Origin of the sequence: Macrococcus armenti, assembly GCF_020097135.1 — a bacterium.
Lineage (GTDB): Bacteria > Bacillota > Bacilli > Staphylococcales > Staphylococcaceae > Macrococcoides > Macrococcoides armenti.
In genome coordinates this window covers 582,198-604,742 of record NZ_CP083608.1, presented here as the reverse complement: position 1 = coordinate 604,742, position 22,545 = coordinate 582,198, and the positions used below count along the sequence as shown (strand labels likewise).

The window sequence follows — 22,545 nt, the reverse complement described above, 5'->3', positions numbered from 1 at the left end:
TAAATTAAAGTCAAACTATATTATAATTTAAATTGTATAAAAACTATAGAACTTTGACTTACAAATGGGGAGAAAACAATGAAAAATTTAGTATTACTTGGTGGGGGCTATGGTAATATGCGCATTATGCAACGTTTGCTGCCTAATGTATTACCGGATGAGTACAATATTACATTAATCGATAAGATACCATTTCACGGTTTAAAAACAGAGTTTTATGCGTTAGCAGCCGGTACAGAATCAGACAAGGATGTTCGTGTTGAATTTCCGAAAGATAAACGATTAAACATTGTTTTTGGGGAAATTACACATATCGATCTGGATAAACAGATTATCTCACTTGGAGAAAATCATGTAGATTATGACGAACTTGTTATCGGATTAGGTTGTGAAGATAAGTATCACAACGTACCTGGTGCTGAAGAATACACTTACAGTATTCAGACGATGACGAAAGCGCGTAAAACTTATCAGGCGATTGCTGACTTGCCAAGTGGTAGTTGTGTCGGAATTGTTGGCGCTGGTTTAAGCGGGATAGAACTTGCTAGTGAACTGCGCGAATCAAGAAAGGATTTAAAAATTCGCCTATTTGATCGCGGCGAAAGAATTTTACCGGCTTTTCCTGAGAAATTAAGTAATTACGTGAAAAAGTGGTTCGATAAAAATGATGTTGAAGTAGTTCCAAATTCAAATGTCGTTAAAGTTGAACCAGGAAAACTTTACAACAATGACGTGACTTATGATGTCGACATTTGCGTATGGACTGCTGGCATTCAACCTGTTGAATTAGTGCGTACATTACCAGTTGAACTTGGTGATGGAAATCGTGTGAAAGTCAATCAGTATCATCAAATTCCTGATCATACAAATGTTTATGTTGTTGGAGATTGTGCATTGTTACCACATGCACCGAGTGCCCAGCTTGCTGAATTACAGGCAGAACAAATCGTGGACGTTATGAAACATATTTGGCAAGGTAAACTATTACCTGAACAAATTCCTGAACTTAAAGTACAAGGCTTTATGGGGTCGCTTGGCGATAAAGAAGGATTTGCATTCTTAATGGAGAAAACAGTGACTGGCCGACTTGCACGTCTTATGAAGTCAGGCGTATTATGGCTGTACAAATATCATAACGGATAAGAATAGCTTGAATAAAAGCATTGTGACATAATTATTAAAACGGACAGAATTGAATGCTCTATCAATTCTGTCCGGTCATTGTCTTTCGTATACTTTTTATAGATACGTCTTCTCTACAAATTTAGTTACTTGTGGTAGCTGAATATATCCATCCGCAACGATTTCATCATCCATCGTAATTAAAGGATAAAAAAGCTCATCATTATTAATCTGTTCAATAATATTCTCATCATGATCTGTTAAATTAGAACTATTATTAATATCAATATACGTAAAATTAAATTCTAAATCAGGAAACTTTCTCGTTAAATTCGGTTGAATCCAGTCATAAATATCTTTTGACGTAGGTGCATTTACACAGCTTGCACACACTACATCTGCACCATAGATGATAACATTTATCATTTATAAGTCATCCCCCTTAATTTTTTTAGAAAAATATGCTATATTGATTATACTAAAGAATTGAGTAATTACATAGTATTACTCTTGAAAGGAGTTATTATGACAACTGAACAACAAACAATGTTTGATCAAGTTAATGAAGTTTTAGATAAGTTACGTCCTTTCTTATTAAGAGATGGCGGAGACTGTGAACTAGTAGATGTTGAAGACGGGATTGTTAAATTACGTTTATTAGGTGCTTGCGGTACTTGCCCTTCATCAACTATCACTTTAAAAGCTGGTATCGAACGTGCATTATTAGAAGAAGTACCAGGTGTAGTAGAAGTAGAACAAGTATTTTAATTTAAAAAGCTTCGAACAGTATATTGCTGTTCGAAGCTTTTTTATTTATGGATTTGTAATCGGTCTATTATGAATATGATTTTCCATCTGCTCATCAATATAAGTCCAGCCTTTCCATCCGATATGGACGGCATCACTTAAAACATACGGTTCATACTCTTTATCCGTTAAATCATAAATTTTAAATCCAGCATTTGTAATTTGTTGATTAATTTTATCATAAACAGGTTTTCGTTGTTCAGCCGGAATTTTAATATGATCATACCATTTTCCGTTTGCAGGAATAGATATGAATAACGGATCTGCCTTTGCTTCTTTTAATACATCCAATAATAATTGTAAATCATTGAACTCCTGTGAATTTACATAAAACTCTCCAGGTCGGTATAATTTCTTCTGATGTTTTTGAATCATATTATAGTATTGATTCTTCATGAAGTATGGGTTGTTAGTAGCATGTTTTCTACCATAATCGGCAGCAATTTCTCTTATTTGCGGCCAAGTTTTTTCACGTAAATCTATATTATGTTTCACTTTAAATCGATTGTTATGGAACATAAACTTAGACTTGAATATATCGTTTTTCTTCATTAAGTCATCATATATATCATCAGTAAACGAATTTGAAACAGTGCTGTTATCTGCAGTATTCTGTGAATAAAGCATCACTTGCGAATCTTCTTTCGTCGCAGAGAAGTGCATTAATCGTTTGCTTAATTTTTGTTTCAATTCTGGTGAAACATCGGGATTACTCAGTAAGTTATTCAACTGTAGTTGTGAATAACGTGCTGAAAAGTTATTATCTTCTAATCCTTTTTTAGTAAACCATTGTGGTGAAATAATAATTGCAATTTTCTTGTTTTCAATATGACCGATATGACTACCGATATTAATTGCATGTATTAAATCTGTTGAACCACCTGTTCCAATCAGAAAAGGTATTTTGCCGAACGATTTTTCTTTAAAGATACGTGTTGGATGAAAAGGGTCTCGTTTTTCTAATTCACTTGAACCAAATATCGGATAAAACTTCGGTTCATCGAACATTTCCGTCTGAATTGCACTTCCTTTAAACGTTGTTTCATTTAAATTAACGCCTTCACCTGTAGCTGTATTAAGCGGGATAAATCGTTTAATAAATGGTGCTGGTATTAATAAGAACACTGCAAATACGGTTAGAGCGATGATTGCAGGTAAAAACTTCTTAATCATCTTAATCCTTCTAATACTTCAACAATCATATTTGGTGTTGCCCATTCATCACGGTCGAAATCCGTTATCGTTAAATCCATATCTAAACGTTCGTTTAAAGCAAGCAATAATCCTACTGTTGCAAATGAATCTAAAATGTTCTCATCAAAAATCTTTACATCCGGATTTTCTTTCACGATATCGTTTTCTGCAACTTCTGCAATTACATCTAATACTTCTTGTTTAAATTCCATTAATATTCACTCCTAAAATAGTTTTCCTGAAAAGATTAAAAAGCCAAATGCTACAACATGGAAAGTAATAATAATACCCATAGCATCTACTACTTTTGCCGGTAATTTATATGGATGTTTTTTACGGTACTGCTCGTAGTAACCGTATAGCACGAATAGTATGCCGTGGTATAAACCGTAAGCCATATAAAACCATTCAACACCGTGCCATATTCCCATAATTAAAAAATTAATCATAAATCCAATGTTGCTCGTCGTAAAGTTATTCTTAATATATTTATTCTTAGATACGAAAAATACAAATCTCATGTAGACCATATCTCTGAACCAGAATGATAATGACATATGCCATCTGTTCCAGAAGTCTTTAATATTTTTAGCTTTAAATGGCTGGTTGAAGTTTGGAGGCGTTTCGATCCCCATTATATAGCTGAATGCAATTGCAAATAAACTATACCCGGCAAAATCAAAGAACAGATAAAAACTATAGCCATACATATAGATGATTTTCATCCATATATCAGCACTGTCAAAATTAATATTTAATATTACTTTTTGATTGATATAATACGCAATGATATATTTATACAAAAATCCGATAAATATATAATGTATTGCCTTTTGCAGCATATCTGCGTATTTCTCTTTCGTAAAACCTTTCGTAATATCTTTATTAAATCGCTTAAATCGGTCAATTGGTCCTGATGAAATTGTCGGGAAAAATGTTAAAAATTTCGCAACTTCAAGTAAGTTAATTTCTTTTATACGCTTATCACGAATTTCCATTATAATCTGGATACATTTGAACATAATATATGAAATTCCAAGGAAACCGATAATCGATTTTATAGAGAACGTTCCAATATGTCCTGTAAATCCAAATAATGAACTTTGTATAATCTTAACAATTGCAAGCGGTAATATCGATAAGATTATAAGCGTTACAAAGCGCGGTAACGTATTGCTCACTTTAACCATCTTTAAATAAACTTTAATCAGTACAAGTTGATAAATTAAAAAGAGTACAAAGCTGATCATTTCAAACGATAAGAAAGATACACCAAATAAGTTTTTATTCGGGTCTTTAAAAATGAGCACGAGCATAATAACTGTAACAATCCAGTTATAATATTCGTTACGCTTGCCCATTAGGCCAAGCACGATGACCGGTAATAATAATGCAAGGGAAATCATAAAGAACGGAAAATCACCATAAGGTATCATTAATTTTCACCTATCAATGCTTTTCGGTCTACTTTACCGTTCGCAGTCATCGGTAGCTGCTCAATAACATTAAACTTTCTAGGAATCATATATTCAGGTAGCACCGTCTTAAGTTGTTCTTTCAATTCATTTTCATCAAATGATGATGTAATGACATGTGCAACAAGATACTGTACTTTCCCCTGCTTTTCAATTGGTGTTACGATGCACCCTTGAATACCTTGCTGTTCTGTTATTACATGTTCTATTTCTTCTAATTCCATTCTGTAACCATTAAGTTTTATCTGGAAGTCAATTCTCCCGTCAATAAATAATAATCCGTCTTCAATACGTCCTTTATCACCTGTTTTATAGCTGCGTTCACCATTATTATAAAATTGTGCAGCAGTTTTATCGGGCGCATTCACATAACCGATACTTACTGCTTTACCATGAATGTGTAATTCATCGTCATTGATCGATAACGATACACCTGGACGTGCATATCCAACTGGTAGTGGATTATACTTGCTAAGTACTTCATCCGTTACTTCAATACCAGTAACCGCAACTGTCGCTTCAGTTGGACCATACGTATTATATATACGGCTCTCATTGAATTTAGACTTTAAATTTTCAGCTGTCTTATGCTTCAATGCTTCTCCACAGAAATAAAAATGTTTTAAATTTTCATGATGTGCCATATCAAATTCCGGTAACATTAAACACATTTCCATGAAAGATGGCGTTGAAACCCAGGCAGACATTGGGTATTGCTTCAACGTTTCATATATACCGATTGGTTTTTTTATCATATCTTTATCAATCATAACGAGTGCACTACCTGTTGCAAGTGCCGGGTAAACCGCCATCACGGATAAATCAAATGATAATGGCGCCTGATTTAACCAGTAATTCTCTTCTTGCCTTACGTACAGTGATGCCATCCAATCAATAAACTCATCTAATGATTCTCCTAATATTTCAACACCTTTAGGCATACCAGTTGAACCACTCGTAAAGATTGTATAAGCAACGTCACTATGTTGAACGCCAACAAGCTGTGCACTGGATTCAGACACGTCATCTGGCGTTATTACTTTAACATCCGTTTCCATTTGTTCCGTTGCAAAAATTAATTCAGGTTGAATCGTTTCGAAGATTTTTTCAATGCGATCTCTCGGAATTGATACGTCAATCGGCACATAACCGATACCTGCTTTTAATGCACCAATCATTCCAACAATCATCCATTTAGACATATGTCCATAAACGATTAAAGGTTTTTTTGAATGCTTAATTTGCTCACCTAAATCATCACTTAATGCATCTAAAACGCGATATGTCATCGTTTCATCACGATGGATAAAAGCTTTGGCATCAGGTTGCGTTTCTACAAGTGATCTGAATGTATTTAAAAATTTCATACTTTCACCTCAAACTTAAAATTCATTATAAATAAAGTTGTTTTCAACGCTTCCGCCTGCATAAATCCAGAACAAAGCAAATAATATCGATATATAGAGCAATGTTAAACATACGAGTTTTGTATTTTCATTTTTAAATAAATTAAAGTTCATTTCATCACTCCTCATCAATGTTCACATTATATAATATTACAAACATATTTCAAATATTAATTTTATATTAATAAATTTTTATTAGTATACCAAATGATATTACTCTTTTTTTCCATTAAAATCAATAAATTTCCTATTCATAATTTAGACACAAAAAAAGAGATAGTATTTAAACTATCTCGCTATTATTTATTGTTCATATAAATTAATGACTTCCATTAAGTTTTTAACACTATACGTCGGTGGTACTTGTTCTGCCATAACTTGTTCATATGTACTCACACCTGTTTGAACATGAAGTGTATCAATGCCAGCATTTATACCACTCATAATGTCAGTCATATATAAATCACCGATCATAACAATCTCTTCTTTCGGAAGTTTTATGATGTCTACCGCTTTATTCATAATTGTTTCCATCGGTTTACCGATAAACTTTGGTTCAACACCTGTCGACACTGTGATTACACTCGTGATTGCGCCATTCCCCGGTAAAAATCCACGTTCTGTCGGAATAGACGTATCAGGATTTGTCGAAATAAACTTCGCACCGTTTCGAACTGCAAGACATGCTGTCGATAATTTTTCATAATTAATATCGACATCTAAACCTATGACTACATAATCTACATGTTCTGAGTCTTTAATGACTAACCCCTCATCCGTAAGTGCTTGTCTAATCCCAGTTCCACCAATAACATAAACAGTAGCACCAGGACTTTCAGCTGCAATATAGCTTGCTGTTGCCATCGCGCTCGTTACAACATTATCAGCTGTTGCAACAAATCCCATCTGCGTTAATTTTTCAGCGACTTCATCCGGGCGCTTTGAAGCATTATTCGTCACAAATAAATATGGTAAGTTATGATTCGACAAATATTCAATAAATTCTTTTGCACCTTCAATGACACGTGTTCCTGCATACATCGTACCATCCAGATCAAGTAAATATCCTTTATACTTCTTCAACTTTGCCACCCTTTCCAAATGCTGATACCGGTCCTAATTCATTATTAATAAATGTATTTACATTCATCTTGAAGTTTTGATAACTTTCGATGTTGTCCATAAATGCTCGTTTCACTTCAACGTGATCGATATGCGTATATTCTCTTACGAACCATTGTCTGTACTTCAATGTATCTCGCATCATGTCTGCATCACGTGACGGAATAACTATCTCCATCTCTAATATATCGAGCACATCTTTATAACTTCCAGGGTCACGCATAATAAAGCCGTCTATTATCATATTCCCGACATCTACAACACTCTCAATTAACATATGTGCAATACGCTCTAATGCAAATGTTTCACTCGTCTCAAGGTTTTTTGATAAGTTTTCAATATAATCCAGTTTGTTATTTAATTCATCTCTATCTACGAAATACATAATACTCACCTCCATTAATAAGTTTATCAAATTTTGAATTTATCTGCACTTCAATGTATACTAATAATAAATGAGGTGATGAAGTGATAGATTTATTTTTATATGATGATGAAGAACAGGCAAAAGTTCGTTTTGTTAGTTTCGTAGGCGACTCAAGACATGATTTAACGTTAGTTCAGACAGACAGACATTACGGTAAAACAATCGTACTGAATACACAGTCTAATAAATTTGGGATTATCGGTCGTGATGACCTCGAAGAACCTGGGTACATTGAACACGCACTTGGTGTTAGTGAAAATGACGCAATGGAAATTAAAAGCTTTTTGTATGATGTAATTTTATAAACAAGCGCGAATGATATTAAATTATCATTCGCGCTTGTTTATTTTAGTAATTTAAAAATTTCTCGTGCAAGTTTTTCATTATTCGGAATTTCTTTATCTATCTGTTTATTCGTTGCTATTACTACGACTTTATGATGATTGAATAAACATACAAAATCTGTTCCAAAAAAGTATCCTCTTGTTCTGTAGTATCCATTTTTTAAATACATTCCGTAGCGATATGCTGAATCTGTATTAAATATTATCGGAGTTGATATAGAATCTAACTGATTTTTATTCAGAACTTTATATTGCATTAAATCATTTAATAAAACTCCCATATCTTTCGGGGACATATAAATATTGCCAGCACCATAAAACTTATCAAGACCTCTTGCTTCTGAAATTTGCCATGTGTTATTAATAAATTTTAAGCCTTTAACAAAGTAAGGTTTTAACTTTATATCATCGAAAAATGCAGATTCCTTTAAATGAAATTTTTTAAAAATACGTTGTTCAACATTTTGTTTATATGTCTTTCCTGTTACATTCTCAATTACTTTCGCAAGAACAATATAGTTTGCATCATTATATAAGAATGACCCAATCGGAACATTTCCTAAACCATACTGATTAATCTCATCAATCGATGCATCTAATCCATGATTACTATTTCTATTCTTGAATTTTACTAAACCTGAGCGATGAAGAATTAAATCTTTTATTTTTATGTCTGGATAAATAAAATTTGTAACATAATTCTGAACTGGTGCATTCACATCTATTTTTCCACTATCAACGAGCTGCTTCGTAATAATTCCTGTAATTAATTTTTGACTCGAACCGATTAAGTACATACTGTTTTTGTCGAATGGTTCAGTCTGTGCAGCATCTTTGAACCCATAAGATTTATCAATCAATGTCTCATTATGATATGTCACATATACAGTTCCGTTATAATGATGCTTTTTTATTAATGCATCAACTTGCTTTTTTAGTGTATTTTTGTAACTCGTTTTTAACCATTCTTTATATGACAGTGCTGATAGTTGAGAGATTGTATTCAACTGTCTATTTTCTTTACCAATTAATTGATAGAACAATCCTCCCCATAATGCAACAATAAGTATTACAACGATAAACTTTTTCATATAGACCTCTTTAATATTTTGATATTAAAAATTTATACCTTCCAAAGTTTATTGTCAATTATTAGTAAAAATTATTTTGTGTCAATTATTTGTCGTAGTATATCTTCTGCCTTATACAAATCACTTTCACGGTTCGTCGCTACTGCTATAAATGTACATTCATTAAAATACGCGACAACGTCATGTGCATAAAGCGTACCTCTAATTCTTAAAAAATTGTCACGCAATGATATTCCGCTTCTGTACTTCTGCTTCTGAAACCTATCTGGCGAAACAATTTCTTTCGTCTTGTCCATATTAAATATATTGTAACGCGCAAATGATTGACTTAATGTATCAATATCTTTCAGTGACATATACATATTCCCAGCACCATAATACTTATCCAGATCACTATGCCAGTCCTCTATTAATATTTCACCGTACTGATGGATGCCCGTCGTCGCATCATACGTTTCATCATAAAAACAACTATGTTCGAGTTGATACTTGTCGATTATTCTGTCGTATATAACTGTTCTGAACGGTGTTTTTTCGACAAGTTCTATTATTTTTGCGAGTAATATAAAATTTGCGTCATTATAATCAAACTTGTGATACGGTAATGTCGCTCCACACATCTCGATCAAACTTACCGCTTCGTCCAGTCCATGTATATCTTTATATACTTTATACCGGGTAAGCCCACTAATATGAAGTAGTAAATCTTCTATTAATATATGTGAGGCAATATGCGGAATATATCGTGCTACACGATCTGTTCGGTTTAATTTTTGTTCATCAATTAACTGTTCAATAATAATGCCTGTAATAAATTTCTGTATAGATGCACTTAAAAATTGTGTATCATACGTGATAGGATCAAAACTTAAGTTCTTATATCCATAACTTTCATGCATGATCACTTTTTCGTCATTGCGTATTCTTATTTGCCCATTAAAGTGGACAGATAATAAATATTCATCAATTTCATGAACAGGATGAAACTTTAATTTTTGGTTAAATCGTTTATTAAGCGTAATACGCATCATTATTCCCTCACTAAAAAAGTCGAATGATTTAAAGAAAATATAATTTTCCGAATCATCCGACTTAAAGTTTTATTTACTTTTGAAAGTATTTGAATGTTTTATCTTCAGATATAACAACAGTCGTTTCTGTTTCTTCTATTATTTCAAGTTCGATATTTTCATCTGCAATACTTTCTGTCTCTTTCACATCAAGTTCTGTCGTATCATCTGATGAAATTATGACGTCTGCTCCGAAATGCTGCACGATTTCATGCTCATTTAATCGTCGGAGTACAAAATAAGCACATCCAAAATTACAGTATTCTAATAAGTAGTCCTGTATCGTAGAAAATCGCTTATTTACGTCTGCGCCTTTCTTATTATCATCGAAAAATCCACGTAATCTTAATTGTTCATATCCGATATCACCAACGATATAAGGATAACGATCTAATATTTCTGAATAGCGGTGATCAAACATTTCCTGATTAAATGCATCTCTATGATTCTCTATTACTTCAAAGTAATGTTGTCCTGTCTGTATAATCATATGCCACCTACTTATTAGAAAGCTCACCTAAACGATGTTTTTCTTTCGCTGCTTCATTTACCTGCTCATCTGCATGGTAAGAACTTCGTACCATCGGACCAGCCTGACAATGTTTGAATCCTTTTTCCATCGCAACTTTACGTAATTTACCAAATTCTAATGGTGTATAGTACTTCTGAACTTTTAAATGTTTACGGCTTGGTTGTAAATATTGACCGATTGTCATAATATCTACACCGTTTGCACGTAAATCATCCATTACTTCATATATCTCTTCAGTTGTTTCTCCAAGTCCTACCATTAAACTTGATTTCGTCGGAATGTCTGGATAAAGTTCTTTTGAACGGCGCAATACTTCTAATGAACGGTCATATGTTGCACGCGCACGAACTCTCGGCGTTAATCGTCTAACCGTTTCGATATTATGGTTTAAAATATCCGGTTTTGCTGCCATTAAAGTTTCCCAGTTTTCGATGCTTCCGCCCATGTCTGAAGGTAATACTTCAATCGTCGTATATGGATTTACTTCACGAACTTTGCGAATTGTTTCAGCGTATACATGTGCCCCGCCGTCTTTTAAATCGTCACGTGCAACTGCTGTAATTACAACGTGTTTCAAGTTCATTAAACGCACTGATTCGGCTACACGTTCCGGCTCATTTAAGTCGAGTTCGTTCGGTAAACCTGTTTTTACTGCACAGAAGCGACATGCACGTGTACAAATTGCACCTAATATCATAATTGTTGCAGTTTTACGCTCAGCCCAGCACTCATGGATGTTCGGACATTTTGCTTCTTCACATACTGTATTTAAATTATGCTCACGCATCATTTTCTTTAAGCCTGTATAGCTCTTATTTGTATTAAGTTTAATTTTTAACCATTCGGGTTTTCTTAGTATTTCTTCATTCTTTGTCGCCAAACTAATCCCTCCAAATTTCTAATGCTTCTATTATAACATATATACAACATGCGATTATTGTCAATTTGTTAAATTCAACTTTTGTATTATAAATTCTTAATTGCTGTTTCCATAATATCTCTTAAAAATTCCGGCATGTAATAACGTTTTTCATTTTGCGTAAATTGTGGGAAAAATCGTCCGAACGTATACATATCGAGCGTCGCAAGTTTATACTTTCTATGGTTATTAATTTCTTCTGTACCAATAAAATAACGTTGCTGTGACTGTATGAAACCGATATTGCGCCATACATACATCCCAAACAAGTCCCCTCTAAATCCAAAACCTTTAACAATCTCATCACGATGATCGTGATGCATACTCATGTTAATAATCTCCTTCAATTCACGTCCTGTTAGCGTAATTTTCACAGGATTAATCGGGTGAGGTAACATCGTATGCAAGTCATAATATGTAAAGTTATTTCCTTCATATCCTTGTACAATTAATCCTGAATTGATTAATGCACAGTCGCCTTCAGTAAATTTCATTAATGCTTCAAGTAATAAATGCGTTGTATATGATGCACTATAAAGTCTTCTTGGCAACATGAGCTGCTCTGTTGAAATTTTAGTTTTTAATAAATTAGCGCCCATCTCATAATAATCTTCATCGGTATTACGTAAGTCATTCGTATCGATAAGCCTAGCCGATTTACAAATTAATGTAGTCCCTTCAAATGTTAACGTCATCTCTCCGATATATTCACCATATCTTCCGGCAGCACCAATTAATACGCCATTTACGACTTCGCCTTGTAGAAAGTAATGATGCGTATGTGCACCTAAAATAATATCAATTTCAGGACATGCTTCAGCAAGTTGACGATCAAAAAACTTCCCGAGATGGCTGAGAACTATTACAACATCTACGTGTTCATGTAATGTATGAATTTCACGGATAATTGCGGACATCGGGTCAGTAACATCCCACCCTAACGCTTTATAAAACGGCGTAAATTCTGCAGTAGCGCCAACAATACCGTATTTAATTCCATGCTTTTCAAGTATTACAGAAGATCTGATGTTATCTGGTAAGTTGCCCGACATATCAAACAAATTACAGCAAGTGACAGGAAATGTTGCATCCGAATATAACTGATTAAAAGACTCATGATCCAGCGTTATACCTTCATTATTTCCAATTGTTACAACATCTACTTGTGCATCATTAAGTAATTTCACATTTGCTTTTCCGAGCGTTGCTTCTGTTAAAGGGTGACTTCTGTCCACATGATCGCCAAGATCCATATAAAGCATGTGTGGGTGCTCCGTCCTGCGATCATTAATATAGCGTGCAATTTTATGATAATTCGATAAATAACTATGTATATCATTCGTATGAAATAACTTTACTTCCATATCGTTCCACCCCTAACTAATCAGACTTTTAATGATGAGATACATTCCTAATAACATCAGTATAACTCTTAACATCGTTACGACTGAAGATGATTTCATTCGTTTATTAATTGTAACACCAAGTTTCGCACCGATAAAACTAGCCAATATTAATATGATGGCATAAATCCAAATAATATTTCCTTGTACCATATGGCTTACTGCACCAGTAATACTTGATACAAATATCATAATCATACTCGTACCGACAGCAATATGTGGTGGAAAACGAAATACAATGATCATTAGCGGTGTCATCAGTGCACCACCACCGATTCCGAACAGACCTGTTAAACACCCTACAAAAAATGTCGCAATAATTGCCGGGATAGGTGCGATACTATATTCATACGTTTTGCCTTCAGCATCTGTAAATGTTTTCATATGCGCAGCACTCTGAAATAATTTAATCGGCTTAATCTTATCGCGGACTAACAAAACGATACTCATAATAATGAGAAATATTCCGAAGTATAAGTTGAAACTATGTAACGTTAAATACTGACTTAAATGTGCACCTATAAGCGCTCCAGGTATAATACCAATCATAAAGATTAACGCATTCTTTAAGTCTGCCTGTTTGTTTTTCATATATCCAATTGCTGCTGTAAGCCCTGTTGAAATAAGGATTACTGTTGAAGTACCGATTGCTTTCTGAGGTGTAATGCCATCTATTATGCCTGCATCAATACCTAAATAAATCAAAGTCGGAACGATAATAATACCACCACCGATACCGACGATTGCACCGATAATGCTTGAAAATAGTCCGAGTATAATGAGTATTACGATTGCCTGTATAGTCATACGTTCACTTCCTAAAATAATTTCAGTTGCTTATGATTGAGTCCTGTATATTCAATATTTAATAGTTCGCACATGCGCTTTGCACATTTCGCGGCATGTCCCCCAGAGTTGTTGTTAAATAAGCAGTAGACATCTTTCGCTTTATAATCAAGAATTTGTAATGACTGCGCGATAGATTTCAGCTCCTTATCATTATAATCATATAAATATCTTACGTCCCGCCACTCATCATCTGTTAAATCTTTCTTCGTCCAACCTGCAACATTTCTGCCGTGCAGTCGCATCAATGCTACTTCATGCGTTACACGATTGACGAAAGGAATTGAACCATGTCCTGCCTGTGGTTCGTCACAAACTGAATGTATGAGCCCCTGGTCATACAGAAAATTCAGCGTATGTTCTTTCATTTCATCCGTAAACCAGCTATCATGCCTGAATTCGATACATAATGGCAAAGGGCGAAGATGTTGTTTTAAATATATAATATAGTTAATATTAATAGTAGAACATTCATACCATGGGGGAAACTGAATGAGTACACAGCCGAGTTTACCCACTTTAAATAGTGGTTCCACCATTTGTCTGAACTGACTGATCAAAACTTCTTTACTCGGTGCAAACTTGCTAATATCATTATGCCCTGTTAAGGCTTGATGAATTTTAACGATGAACTTAAAATTATCCGGGGTTTCATTTATCCATTTGCGAATATTGCGTTCAGGCTGGAGCGAATAGTAAGTCGCATCCAATTCAACGATAGGAAAATGTGCAGCGTAATGAAATAATTTATCCGATTTATTCGTTAAATCTTCATATAATAAATCATGATCTCCCCAACCTGTTAATCCTATATAAATCATATTATCACCTATTTACAATATTATCATAAACGATTAAAAACAAAACTAAACTAAACTTATAAGGAGTTATTATGACAGAAATAAAATTAGAAAATATCGATTTTAATATAAACGATAAATATATATTAAAAGATGTAACAACTACATTCCAATCCGGTAAGATTACTGCACTCATCGGTCCATCTGGTGCGGGTAAGACGACGCTCCTGAAATTAATTAATGGTCTGAGAAGTCCGAGCAGTGGCAATATTTATATTGATGACAAAGCAATCGACACATTTAATTTAGTAGCGTTAAAAAAGCAAATCGGAATGGCACTTCAAAGTGCACCAATGATACAAGGGACTGTATATGACAATTTAAACTTACCGCGCATTATTTTTAATGATACATTAAATAAAAATGACGCCTTAAAACTTCTGCAGCAAGTAAACCTTGATAACATTTCGCTCGTCACTGATGTTAAATCATTATCCGGAGGACAGAGGCAGCGTCTGTCTATCGCTCGAACGCTCGTCAATAAACCTGAAGTATTACTGCTTGATGAAATCACTTCAAGTCTCGACCCAGCGAGTGTAAAAGAAGTAGAAGCATTGATCAGACAAATATGCGATACGTTTCATGTAACAATCATCTGGATTACGCATGATGTAGAACAGGCAAAGCGAATAACAGATGAATACTGTATGTTAAAAGACGGTCAATTTGTTATATCAGGACATTCAAATGAACTTGAAACGACTGAACATGAAGTACTGAGAGCATTTTTAGAAGGAGAAATCGAATGACATATTTTCAAATAACACTCGCATTTATATTCGTAATTATACCGCTCGTCATGAGTAGTGTATTAAAGTTAGGTCTTGAAAAAGATATCATCATTGCAGCAGTACGCAGTACAATCCAGCTGATGATCATCGGATATATCCTCACTTTCGTATTCGATGGTAATCATCCGATTTATATGTTGTTAATGATTTTACTGATGATAACTGCAGCCACACAGAATATCATTAAAAAAGGCGAAGGCATTAAAGGCATTACGTGGAAAATCGTGTTAACACTTATTATCGTTGAAGCATTAACAATCGGAATATTAACAAGTTTTAATATCATTCCTTTTGAACCGAGATACATCATTCCAATTAGCGGTATGATGATCGGTAATGCCATGGTTTTATCTCTCCTTTTCTTAAATCGATTTTTAAGTGAATTAGACCAGAATGATGAACAGATTGAATTAATTCTATCACTTGGGGGCACACCGAAACAGGCAATTCATCAAGTTTTAATGACGAGCATTAAAAACTCTATGATACCAACGATTGAAAGTACAAAAACGATGGGCCTTGTACAACTGCCCGGCATGATGAGCGGTCAAATTATCGGCGGTGCAGACCCACTCGTTGCAGCACAACTTCAATTATTAATTATCTTTCTGCTTATGACAGCGGCAACATTATCGAGCGTTCTTGTAGGATTTTTAAGTTATCCAACGCTGTTTAATACACGTGCGCAATATATCGGAAAGTATTATAAGACTGAGTAAAAAAGCGTTCTGGACAATTTTCCAGAACGCTTTTATTTAAACATCTTTCTTTTATATAAAGTTATAAACGTTAAAAGCATCAACGTTAGTGCAACGCCTATCGTACCATACCACGTTAATTTAGGTAAATCTACGTTCATTCCGAAGAAGCTGAATACAAGTGTCGGAATTGTTAAAAATACTGTAAACAACGTTAATACACGCATAATATTATTCATTTCATTTGCAATTAATGATGAATATGAACCTGTAATACTTTCAAGGATACGTGTATAAAGTTCAGTCGTATTTAATGCCTGCGTGTTTTCAATCATTAAATCTTCCAGCAATTCTTTATCTTCTTCATATAGTTTTAAAGAACGCGATCTGAAAATCTTCTTTATCGTATCACCGTTTGCAGTAAGTGACGTTAAAAAATATACTAAACTTTTCTCAATTTCCATTAATTCATATAGCTGTTTATTCGTTAAAGAATGTCTTAAATTCGCTTCTATCTTAATTCGCTCGCGATTGATTTTCTTTAGCGTATTGTTATATTTCGTCGCTACTGTAAGCATCACTTCAAGTAAAAATCTTGATTTCATTCGCAAATCAAATGTTAAATTTACAATTTTATTAAATAGATCATGCTCTCTTGAACAAATTGTAATGATATATCCTTTGCTTAATATGATACCGATCGGCACAGTAATATAAGATTCTGTCTGTCTAATATTTTTATCAAGCACCGGAAAATCTGTAATAACTAACGTGCTGTTAGAATCTTCGTCATATTCAATACGTGCACCTTCTTCAGGATCTAGTGGATCCTCAAGAAATTCGATTGGAAAATCAAATGCTTCCGCAACTTCTTCCATTTCTTCACGGGAAGGCATGACAAGGTTAACCCAGTTGTTCGTATAGTACTTCTCTGCTTTAATAATTGTGCCTTCTTCTGAATTAATATATGTAGTAATCATTTGCCCACCTCCGTGATACATTAACATTAAAATCTTATAATAACTTCCATATAAAATCTATAGATAATTAGAAAAAATAAAAAAGATTGGGATTAACCCAATCTTTTTAAATATGAAGATTATCCAATCGAGCCTTCCATTTCGAACTTAATCAGACGGTTCATCTCAACTGCATATTCCATTGGTAATTCTTTCGTGAATGGCTCAATGAAGCCCATTACAATCATTTCAGTCGCTTCTTCTTCAGAAATACCACGACTCATTAAATAGAATAATTGTTCTTCAGATACTTTTGAAACTTTCGCTTCGTGTTCTAATGAAATGTTATCATTTAACATTTCGTTATATGGAATTGTATCAGAAGTTGATTCATTATCCATAATTAAAGTATCACATTCGATATTTGAACGTGCACCTGTTGCTTTACGTCCGAAGTGAACGATACCACGGTATACTACTTTACCACCTTGTTTTGAAATTGATTTCGAAACAATTGTAGAAGAAGTATTCGGTGCCATATGCATCATCTTCGCTCCAGCATCCTGAACTTGTCCACGTCCTGCTAATGCGATTGATAATGTCATACCACGTGCACCTTCTCCTAATAAGTAACATGCAGGGTATTTCATTGTAAGTTTAGAACCGATGTTTCCATCAATCCATTCCATCGTACCATTCTCATAAACGAAAGTACGTTTCGTAACTAAGTTAAATACGTTGTTTGCCCAGTTCTGAATCGTTGTATAACGGCAGTATGCATCTTTTTTAACGATGATTTCAACGACTGCTGAGTGTAATGAATTTGTCGTATATACCGGAGCTGTACAACCTTCAACGTAGTGTACACTTGCGCCTTCATCAACGATAATTAATGTACGCTCAAACTGACCCATATTCTCAGAGTTAATACGGAAGTATGCTTGAAGTGGTGTTTCAAGTTTTACGTTTTTAGGTACGTAAATGAATGATCCACCAGACCATACTGCTGAGTTTAACGCTGCGAATTTATTATCTGCAGGTGGAATTACTGATGCAAAGTGTTCTTTGAAGATATCTTCGTTTTCACGTAATGCTGAATCCGTATCTTTAAAGATAATACCTTGTTCTTCTAAATCTTCCTGCATGTTATGGTAAACAACTTCAGATTCATATTGTGCTGATACCCCTGCAAGATATTTCTGTTCAGCTTCTGGAATACCTAATTTATCAAACGTCTGTTTAATTTCTTCAGGTACTTCATCCCATGAACGCTCTGTATGCTCAGATGGTTTTACGTAATACGTAATCTCATCGAAGTTAAGTTCTGATAAATCTCCACCCCAAGTAGGCATCGGCATTTTATAGAACTGTTTTAATGATTTTAAGCGGAAGTCTAACATCCACTGTGGTTCTTCTTTCATCTTTGAAATTTCACGTACGATATCCTCAGTTAATCCTCTTTCAGAACGGAAAATCGATACGTCTTTATCGTGGAAACCATATTTGTAATCTCCAACTTCAGGTGCTTTTTTTGCCAATTGACGTCACTCCTTTTATTATTATTCGTTTATCTCTTCACTGACATGTGTATCATTATTATCTTTTGTACCACGTTCTAAAGCTTTCCATGCAAGTGTTGCACATTTAATACGTGCCGGGAACTTTGCCACACCAGACAACGCTTCAATGTCTCCTGCATCTTCATCAAATGTATAATCTTCACCAAGCATCATCTTTGAAAACTCATCGCTCATATTTAATGCTTCATGAATCGATTTACCTTTAATTGCTTCAGTCATCATCGATGCACTCGACATAGAAATTGAACAGCCTTCTCCATCAAACTTAACATCTTCAACGATTTCATCGACAACATTTAAAGTTAAACGAATTCTGTCACCACAAGTTGGGTTATTCATATCTATCGTTAATGTACCATCTTCAATAACACCTTTATTACGAGGGTTTTTGTAATGGTCCATAATGACTGAACGATATAATTGATCTAAATTATTAAAACTCATAACTGAAAAACTCCTTCGTTTCTTTCAAACTTGTAACAAGCTGATCGATTTCTTCTTTCGTGTTATAGATGTAGAAGCTTGCACGTGCTGTAGATGATTGGCCTAACCACTTCATAAGCGGTTGTGCACAGTGATGACCTGCACGTACTGCAATACCATGACTGTCCAGTGCAGTCGCTAAATCGTGCGGGTGTACACCTTCCAGATTAAACGTTATGAGACCTGCACGTTTATCAGCAGTAGGTCCATAAATTTCTAATCCTTCAATTGCAGACATTTGTTCATATGCATATGCTGTTAATTCATGTTCGTATTCAAGAATGTTATCCATTCCAATCGCTTCTAAATACTTAATTGCTTCTGCTAGACCGACTGCTTCTGCGATTAATGGTGTACCAGCTTCAAATTTCGTTGGCAGTTCTGTCCATGTAGAATCCTGTAATCCAACAAAATCAATCATATCGCCACCGAATTCAATCGGTTCCATCTTATCCATCAATGCTTTTTTGCCGTATAATGCACCAATACCAGTCGGTCCACACATTTTGTGACCACTGAATGCAAAGAAGTCACACCCTAAGTCTTGTACATCAACTTTCATATGTGGAATAGACTGCGCTCCGTCTACTACCATGTATGCACCACGTGCATGTACTTTTTCAGTAATTGCTTTAATATCATTAATTGTACCTAACACGTTTGAAACATGTGTCATCGATACAATCTTCGTTTTGTCAGACAGTGTTGCTTCAACAGATTCAATAGAAATAGTACCATCTGCATTAAGTGGAATGTACTTTAATATCGCACCTTTACGCTTTGCAAGTTGCTGCCAAGGTACTAAATTTGCATGGTGCTCCATTTCAGTAATAAGAATTTCATCGCCACTTTCAACAACTAAATCGCCAAAACTATGTGCAACTAAGTTGAGTGCTGTTGTTGTCCCACGCGTGAAAATAATTTCTTCGAAGTACTTAGCATTAATGAAGTTACGTACGGTCTCACGCGCCCCTTCATAACCATCCGTTGCACGTGTACCGAGTGTATGCACACCACGGTGAACGTTTGCGTTCATATGCGTATAATATTCTACTGTTTTATCGATAACGCACTTTGGCTTCTGACTCGTTGCAGAAGAATCAAGATAAACGAGTGGTCTATCATTGATTACTTCTGAAAGAATCGGGAAATCATTTCTAATTTTTTCTATATTTAAATTGGTCACACTATCAAGACCTTTCAAACGTATTTATTTACCTGTAACTTTAGACTCAATTACTTCTGTTAATTGTTTCTTAACTGCTTCAATCGGTAATTCATTAACAACAGGAGCTAAGAATCCGTGAATGACAAGACGTTCTGCTTCTTGTTTAGAAATACCACGACTCATTAAATAGAATAGCTGCATCGGATCAACACGACCAACTGAAGCTGCGTGTCCTGCTGTTACATCATCTTCATCAATTAAAAGAATTGGGTTAGCATCTCCACGTGCTTTTTCAGATAACATTAATACACGTGATTCCTGTTGTGCATCCGCTTTCGTTCCACCATGCTTAATGTATCCGATCCCGTTAAAGATTGATGATGCGCTATCTTTCATAACACCATGTTTTAAAATATGTCCTTCAGAACGTTTACCGTACTGAATAATCTGTGATGTAAAGTTTAGCTTTTGTGAACCGCGACCGACAACTACAATTTTAAGGTTACTCTTAGAGTCATCACCCATTAAGTATGTCGTATTATCATGAATTGTATCGCCATCGTTCATTAAACCTAATGCCCAGTCAATGACAGCGTCACGGCTTGCGATACCACGACGAATTACATGTCCAACTAAATCTTTATTTAAGAAGTCAACTGCACCGTAGTTTACTTTCGCGTTATCTTTAGCGATAACTTCTGAAATGATGTTAAGCTGACCTTTTGCTGCTGTAACGCCAGATAAGTAGTTTTCAACGTAAGTTACTTCTGAACTTTCATCTGCAACGATGACAACGTGGTTGAATAAGTTCGCTTCTTCATTGTCATGTAACACGATGTACTGAACTGGATGTTCAATAACTACATTACGAGGTACATAGATGAATACTCCGCCATTCATCATTGCCGCATGTAATGCTGTTAAACGATGCTCATCCACTTTCACTGCATCTGTCATATAATACTTTTCAACTAAATCACTATGTTCAGCGACTGCAGTTTGAATGTCAGTAATAATCACACCTTGAGACTTAAGTGAAGCTTCAACTTCAATAAATGCCGGTGTATTGTTGTGCTGAACGATTAAGTTATGCGTATTATCAATATCAATTAATGCTTTAACTGATTCAGGTAAATCAGCTTTTGTCGCATACGTTTCACTTTCGATTACTTTATGATGAACATCAAAATTCCATTTATCAAGCTTTGTTTTATCAGGTTTTGGCATTTCGATTGTATTTAATTTATTCAGTGCATCCTGACGTAATGACACCATCCATGATGGTTCTTTACGCGCTGCTGAAAGATCCGCTAATATTTCCTGTGTAAAATCTATCGTATTGCTCATGAATTTATCCTCCTATTATGATTAATCAGGTTTATGCTTCTACAGTTTCATCTTGAATATTTAATTCTTGTTTGATCCAGTCATAACCTTCTTTTTCAAGACGTTGCGCTAATTCTGCTCCACCTGACTTCACAACGCGACCTTGCATCATAACGTGTACATGGTCTGGAGTAATATAGTTTAATAAACGTTGGTAGTGCGTAATAATTAAGCAACCAAAGTTTTCTCCACGCATTTCGTTAATACCTTTAGATACAACTTTAAGGGCATCGATATCAAGACCAGAGTCAATCTCATCTAATACTGCGAACTTTGGCTCTAACATCATTAATTGAAGAATTTCGTTACGTTTCTTTTCTCCACCTGAGAAACCTTCGTTTAAGTAACGTTGCGCCATATCAAGATCCATTTCTAAAAACTCCATGTTTTTATCTAATTTCTTGATGAATTGCATTAAGTTAATTTCATTACCTTCTCCGCGTTTCGCATTAATTGCAGAACGTAAGAAGTCAGCGTTTGTAACACCTGAAATTTCAGAAGGGTATTGCATTGCAAGGAATAAACCAGCTTGAGCACGTTCGTCAACTTCCATCTCTAATACATTCTCACCATCAAGTAATACTTCACCTTGTGTTACTGTGTATTTAGGATGACCCATAATTGCAGCTGATAAAGTTGATTTACCAGTACCGTTAGGTCCCATAATAGCGTGAACTTCGTTTGACTTAATTGTTAAGTTCACACCTTTTAAGATTTCCTTTCCTTCTATCTCAACGTGTAAGTCTTTAATTTCTAATACAGATACCATATTGATTTCCTCCAGTATATAATATTTTCATAATTTCTAGTTTATAATAATTTTAATGTAAGGTCAAAGACCTATAACATAAATCACAGTTTC

General features: G+C 34.7%; 26 protein-coding genes. 5 read left to right on the top strand and 21 right to left on the bottom strand.

Annotated features, from left to right (window positions below; genetic code table 11):
* Positions 1-78: 78 nt before the first annotated feature.
* Entirely contained in the window at positions 79-1,143 is a 1,065-nt protein-coding gene (locus LAU42_RS03295) for an NAD(P)/FAD-dependent oxidoreductase (RefSeq protein ID WP_224184267.1), read from the top strand.
* Positions 1,144-1,239: 96 nt separating this feature from the next.
* On the opposite strand, the gene LAU42_RS03290 is transcribed toward LAU42_RS03295, so the two are convergent.
* Positions 1,240-1,548, bottom strand: coding sequence for a YuzD family protein (locus tag LAU42_RS03290; protein WP_224184266.1), 309 nt, complete (start codon positions 1,546-1,548; stop codon positions 1,240-1,242).
* Between the two features lie 9 nt (positions 1,549-1,557).
* Between LAU42_RS03290 and LAU42_RS11975 the strand changes: the two genes are divergently transcribed.
* On the top strand, positions 1,558-1,890 hold the full coding sequence (locus LAU42_RS11975; protein ID WP_420907989.1) for a NifU family protein: 333 nt from the start codon (positions 1,558-1,560) through the stop codon (positions 1,888-1,890).
* Positions 1,891-1,935: 45 nt separating this feature from the next.
* Here LAU42_RS11975 and dltD read toward each other — a convergent pair whose 3' ends face one another.
* The 7 genes from dltD to LAU42_RS03250 all read right to left on the bottom strand — a co-directional run bounded on the left by dltD (position 1,936) and on the right by LAU42_RS03250 (position 7,511).
* Positions 1,936-3,102 carry a D-alanyl-lipoteichoic acid biosynthesis protein DltD gene (gene dltD / locus LAU42_RS03280; RefSeq protein WP_224184265.1) on the bottom strand — a complete coding sequence of 389 codons (1,167 nt, stop codon included), beginning with the start codon at positions 3,100-3,102 and terminating at the stop codon, positions 1,936-1,938.
* The gene (dltC, locus tag LAU42_RS03275) at positions 3,099-3,335 is read right to left on the bottom strand and encodes a D-alanine--poly(phosphoribitol) ligase subunit 2 (protein ID WP_224184264.1); all 237 of its coding nucleotides are present in this window, start codon (positions 3,333-3,335) and stop codon (positions 3,099-3,101) included. Before dltC ends, dltD begins: the two co-directional genes overlap by 4 nt.
* A gap of 12 nt (positions 3,336-3,347) precedes the next feature.
* Positions 3,348-4,559 (bottom strand): D-alanyl-lipoteichoic acid biosynthesis protein DltB, encoded by a 1,212-nt coding sequence (gene dltB / locus LAU42_RS03270; protein ID WP_224184263.1) that lies wholly within the window; start codon positions 4,557-4,559, stop codon positions 3,348-3,350.
* Complete coding sequence (gene dltA, locus LAU42_RS03265; protein WP_224184262.1) at positions 4,559-5,965, bottom strand: D-alanine--poly(phosphoribitol) ligase subunit DltA; 1,407 nt, start codon at positions 5,963-5,965, stop codon at positions 4,559-4,561. The genes dltB and dltA overlap by 1 nt, the downstream gene beginning before the upstream one ends.
* A 15-nt stretch (positions 5,966-5,980) precedes the next feature.
* Positions 5,981-6,118, bottom strand: a complete 138-nt coding sequence (locus LAU42_RS03260; RefSeq protein WP_224184261.1) for a teichoic acid D-Ala incorporation-associated protein DltX — start codon at positions 6,116-6,118, stop codon at positions 5,981-5,983.
* Between the two features lie 189 nt (positions 6,119-6,307).
* Complete coding sequence (locus LAU42_RS03255; RefSeq protein WP_224184260.1) at positions 6,308-7,087, bottom strand: TIGR01457 family HAD-type hydrolase; 780 nt, start codon at positions 7,085-7,087, stop codon at positions 6,308-6,310.
* Positions 7,074-7,511 (bottom strand): DUF86 domain-containing protein, encoded by a 438-nt coding sequence (locus LAU42_RS03250; RefSeq protein WP_224184259.1) that lies wholly within the window; start codon positions 7,509-7,511, stop codon positions 7,074-7,076. The genes LAU42_RS03255 and LAU42_RS03250 overlap by 14 nt, the downstream gene beginning before the upstream one ends.
* A gap of 83 nt (positions 7,512-7,594) precedes the next feature.
* Here LAU42_RS03250 and LAU42_RS03245 point away from each other — a divergent pair, with 83 nt between their 5' ends.
* Positions 7,595-7,858 (top strand): DUF3055 domain-containing protein, encoded by a 264-nt coding sequence (locus tag LAU42_RS03245; protein WP_224184258.1) that lies wholly within the window; start codon positions 7,595-7,597, stop codon positions 7,856-7,858.
* Between the two features lie 38 nt (positions 7,859-7,896).
* On the opposite strand, the gene LAU42_RS03240 is transcribed toward LAU42_RS03245, so the two are convergent.
* The 7 genes from LAU42_RS03240 to LAU42_RS03210 all read right to left on the bottom strand — a co-directional run bounded on the left by LAU42_RS03240 (position 7,897) and on the right by LAU42_RS03210 (position 14,579).
* Positions 7,897-8,988, bottom strand: a complete 1,092-nt coding sequence (locus LAU42_RS03240) for a serine hydrolase domain-containing protein (protein WP_224184257.1) — start codon at positions 8,986-8,988, stop codon at positions 7,897-7,899.
* Positions 8,989-9,059: 71 nt separating this feature from the next.
* Positions 9,060-10,019 (bottom strand): serine hydrolase domain-containing protein, encoded by a 960-nt coding sequence (locus tag LAU42_RS03235; protein ID WP_224184256.1) that lies wholly within the window; start codon positions 10,017-10,019, stop codon positions 9,060-9,062.
* Between the two features lie 73 nt (positions 10,020-10,092).
* The gene (locus LAU42_RS03230) at positions 10,093-10,545 is read right to left on the bottom strand and encodes a YutD family protein (protein WP_224184725.1); all 453 of its coding nucleotides are present in this window, start codon (positions 10,543-10,545) and stop codon (positions 10,093-10,095) included.
* A 10-nt stretch (positions 10,546-10,555) separates the two neighbouring features.
* The gene (gene lipA / locus LAU42_RS03225) at positions 10,556-11,470 is read right to left on the bottom strand and encodes a lipoyl synthase (protein ID WP_224184255.1); all 915 of its coding nucleotides are present in this window, start codon (positions 11,468-11,470) and stop codon (positions 10,556-10,558) included.
* A gap of 86 nt (positions 11,471-11,556) precedes the next feature.
* Positions 11,557-12,873: a bifunctional metallophosphatase/5'-nucleotidase gene (locus tag LAU42_RS03220; RefSeq protein WP_224184254.1), complete on the bottom strand. Its 1,317-nt coding sequence runs from the start codon at positions 12,871-12,873 to the stop codon at positions 11,557-11,559.
* A gap of 12 nt (positions 12,874-12,885) precedes the next feature.
* Complete coding sequence (locus LAU42_RS03215) at positions 12,886-13,719, bottom strand: sulfite exporter TauE/SafE family protein (RefSeq protein ID WP_224184253.1); 834 nt, start codon at positions 13,717-13,719, stop codon at positions 12,886-12,888.
* Positions 13,720-13,730: 11 nt separating this feature from the next.
* Positions 13,731-14,579, bottom strand: coding sequence for a DUF72 domain-containing protein (locus LAU42_RS03210; RefSeq protein WP_224184252.1), 849 nt, complete (start codon positions 14,577-14,579; stop codon positions 13,731-13,733).
* Positions 14,580-14,650: 71 nt separating this feature from the next.
* On the opposite strand from LAU42_RS03210, the gene LAU42_RS03205 reads away from it, so the two are divergent.
* Both LAU42_RS03205 and LAU42_RS03200 read left to right on the top strand, forming a co-directional pair.
* Positions 14,651-15,367 carry an ABC transporter ATP-binding protein gene (locus LAU42_RS03205; RefSeq protein WP_224184251.1) on the top strand — a complete coding sequence of 239 codons (717 nt, stop codon included), beginning with the start codon at positions 14,651-14,653 and terminating at the stop codon, positions 15,365-15,367.
* Positions 15,364-16,128, top strand: coding sequence for an ABC transporter permease (locus tag LAU42_RS03200; RefSeq protein WP_224184250.1), 765 nt, complete (start codon positions 15,364-15,366; stop codon positions 16,126-16,128). The genes LAU42_RS03205 and LAU42_RS03200 overlap by 4 nt, the downstream gene beginning before the upstream one ends.
* A gap of 32 nt (positions 16,129-16,160) precedes the next feature.
* Here LAU42_RS03200 and LAU42_RS03195 read toward each other — a convergent pair whose 3' ends face one another.
* The 6 genes from LAU42_RS03195 to sufC form a co-directional block, all read right to left on the bottom strand.
* Positions 16,161-17,087: a magnesium transporter CorA family protein gene (locus LAU42_RS03195; RefSeq protein ID WP_224184249.1), complete on the bottom strand. Its 927-nt coding sequence runs from the start codon at positions 17,085-17,087 to the stop codon at positions 16,161-16,163.
* A gap of 119 nt (positions 17,088-17,206) precedes the next feature.
* Positions 17,207-18,604 carry a Fe-S cluster assembly protein SufB gene (gene sufB / locus LAU42_RS03190; protein WP_086042075.1) on the bottom strand — a complete coding sequence of 466 codons (1,398 nt, stop codon included), beginning with the start codon at positions 18,602-18,604 and terminating at the stop codon, positions 17,207-17,209.
* 21 nt (positions 18,605-18,625) lie between these two features.
* Positions 18,626-19,090, bottom strand: coding sequence for a Fe-S cluster assembly sulfur transfer protein SufU (gene sufU / locus LAU42_RS03185; protein ID WP_224184248.1), 465 nt, complete (start codon positions 19,088-19,090; stop codon positions 18,626-18,628).
* Complete coding sequence (locus tag LAU42_RS03180) at positions 19,080-20,315, bottom strand: cysteine desulfurase (protein ID WP_224184247.1); 1,236 nt, start codon at positions 20,313-20,315, stop codon at positions 19,080-19,082. The genes sufU and LAU42_RS03180 overlap by 11 nt, the downstream gene beginning before the upstream one ends.
* 24 nt (positions 20,316-20,339) lie before the next feature.
* Positions 20,340-21,644, bottom strand: coding sequence for a Fe-S cluster assembly protein SufD (sufD, locus tag LAU42_RS03175; protein WP_224184246.1), 1,305 nt, complete (start codon positions 21,642-21,644; stop codon positions 20,340-20,342).
* 31 nt (positions 21,645-21,675) lie between these two features.
* A complete protein-coding gene (gene sufC / locus LAU42_RS03170) occupies positions 21,676-22,452 on the bottom strand; it encodes a Fe-S cluster assembly ATPase SufC (RefSeq protein ID WP_224184245.1) in 777 nt (258 codons plus the stop codon).
* Positions 22,453-22,545 lie beyond the last annotated feature (93 nt).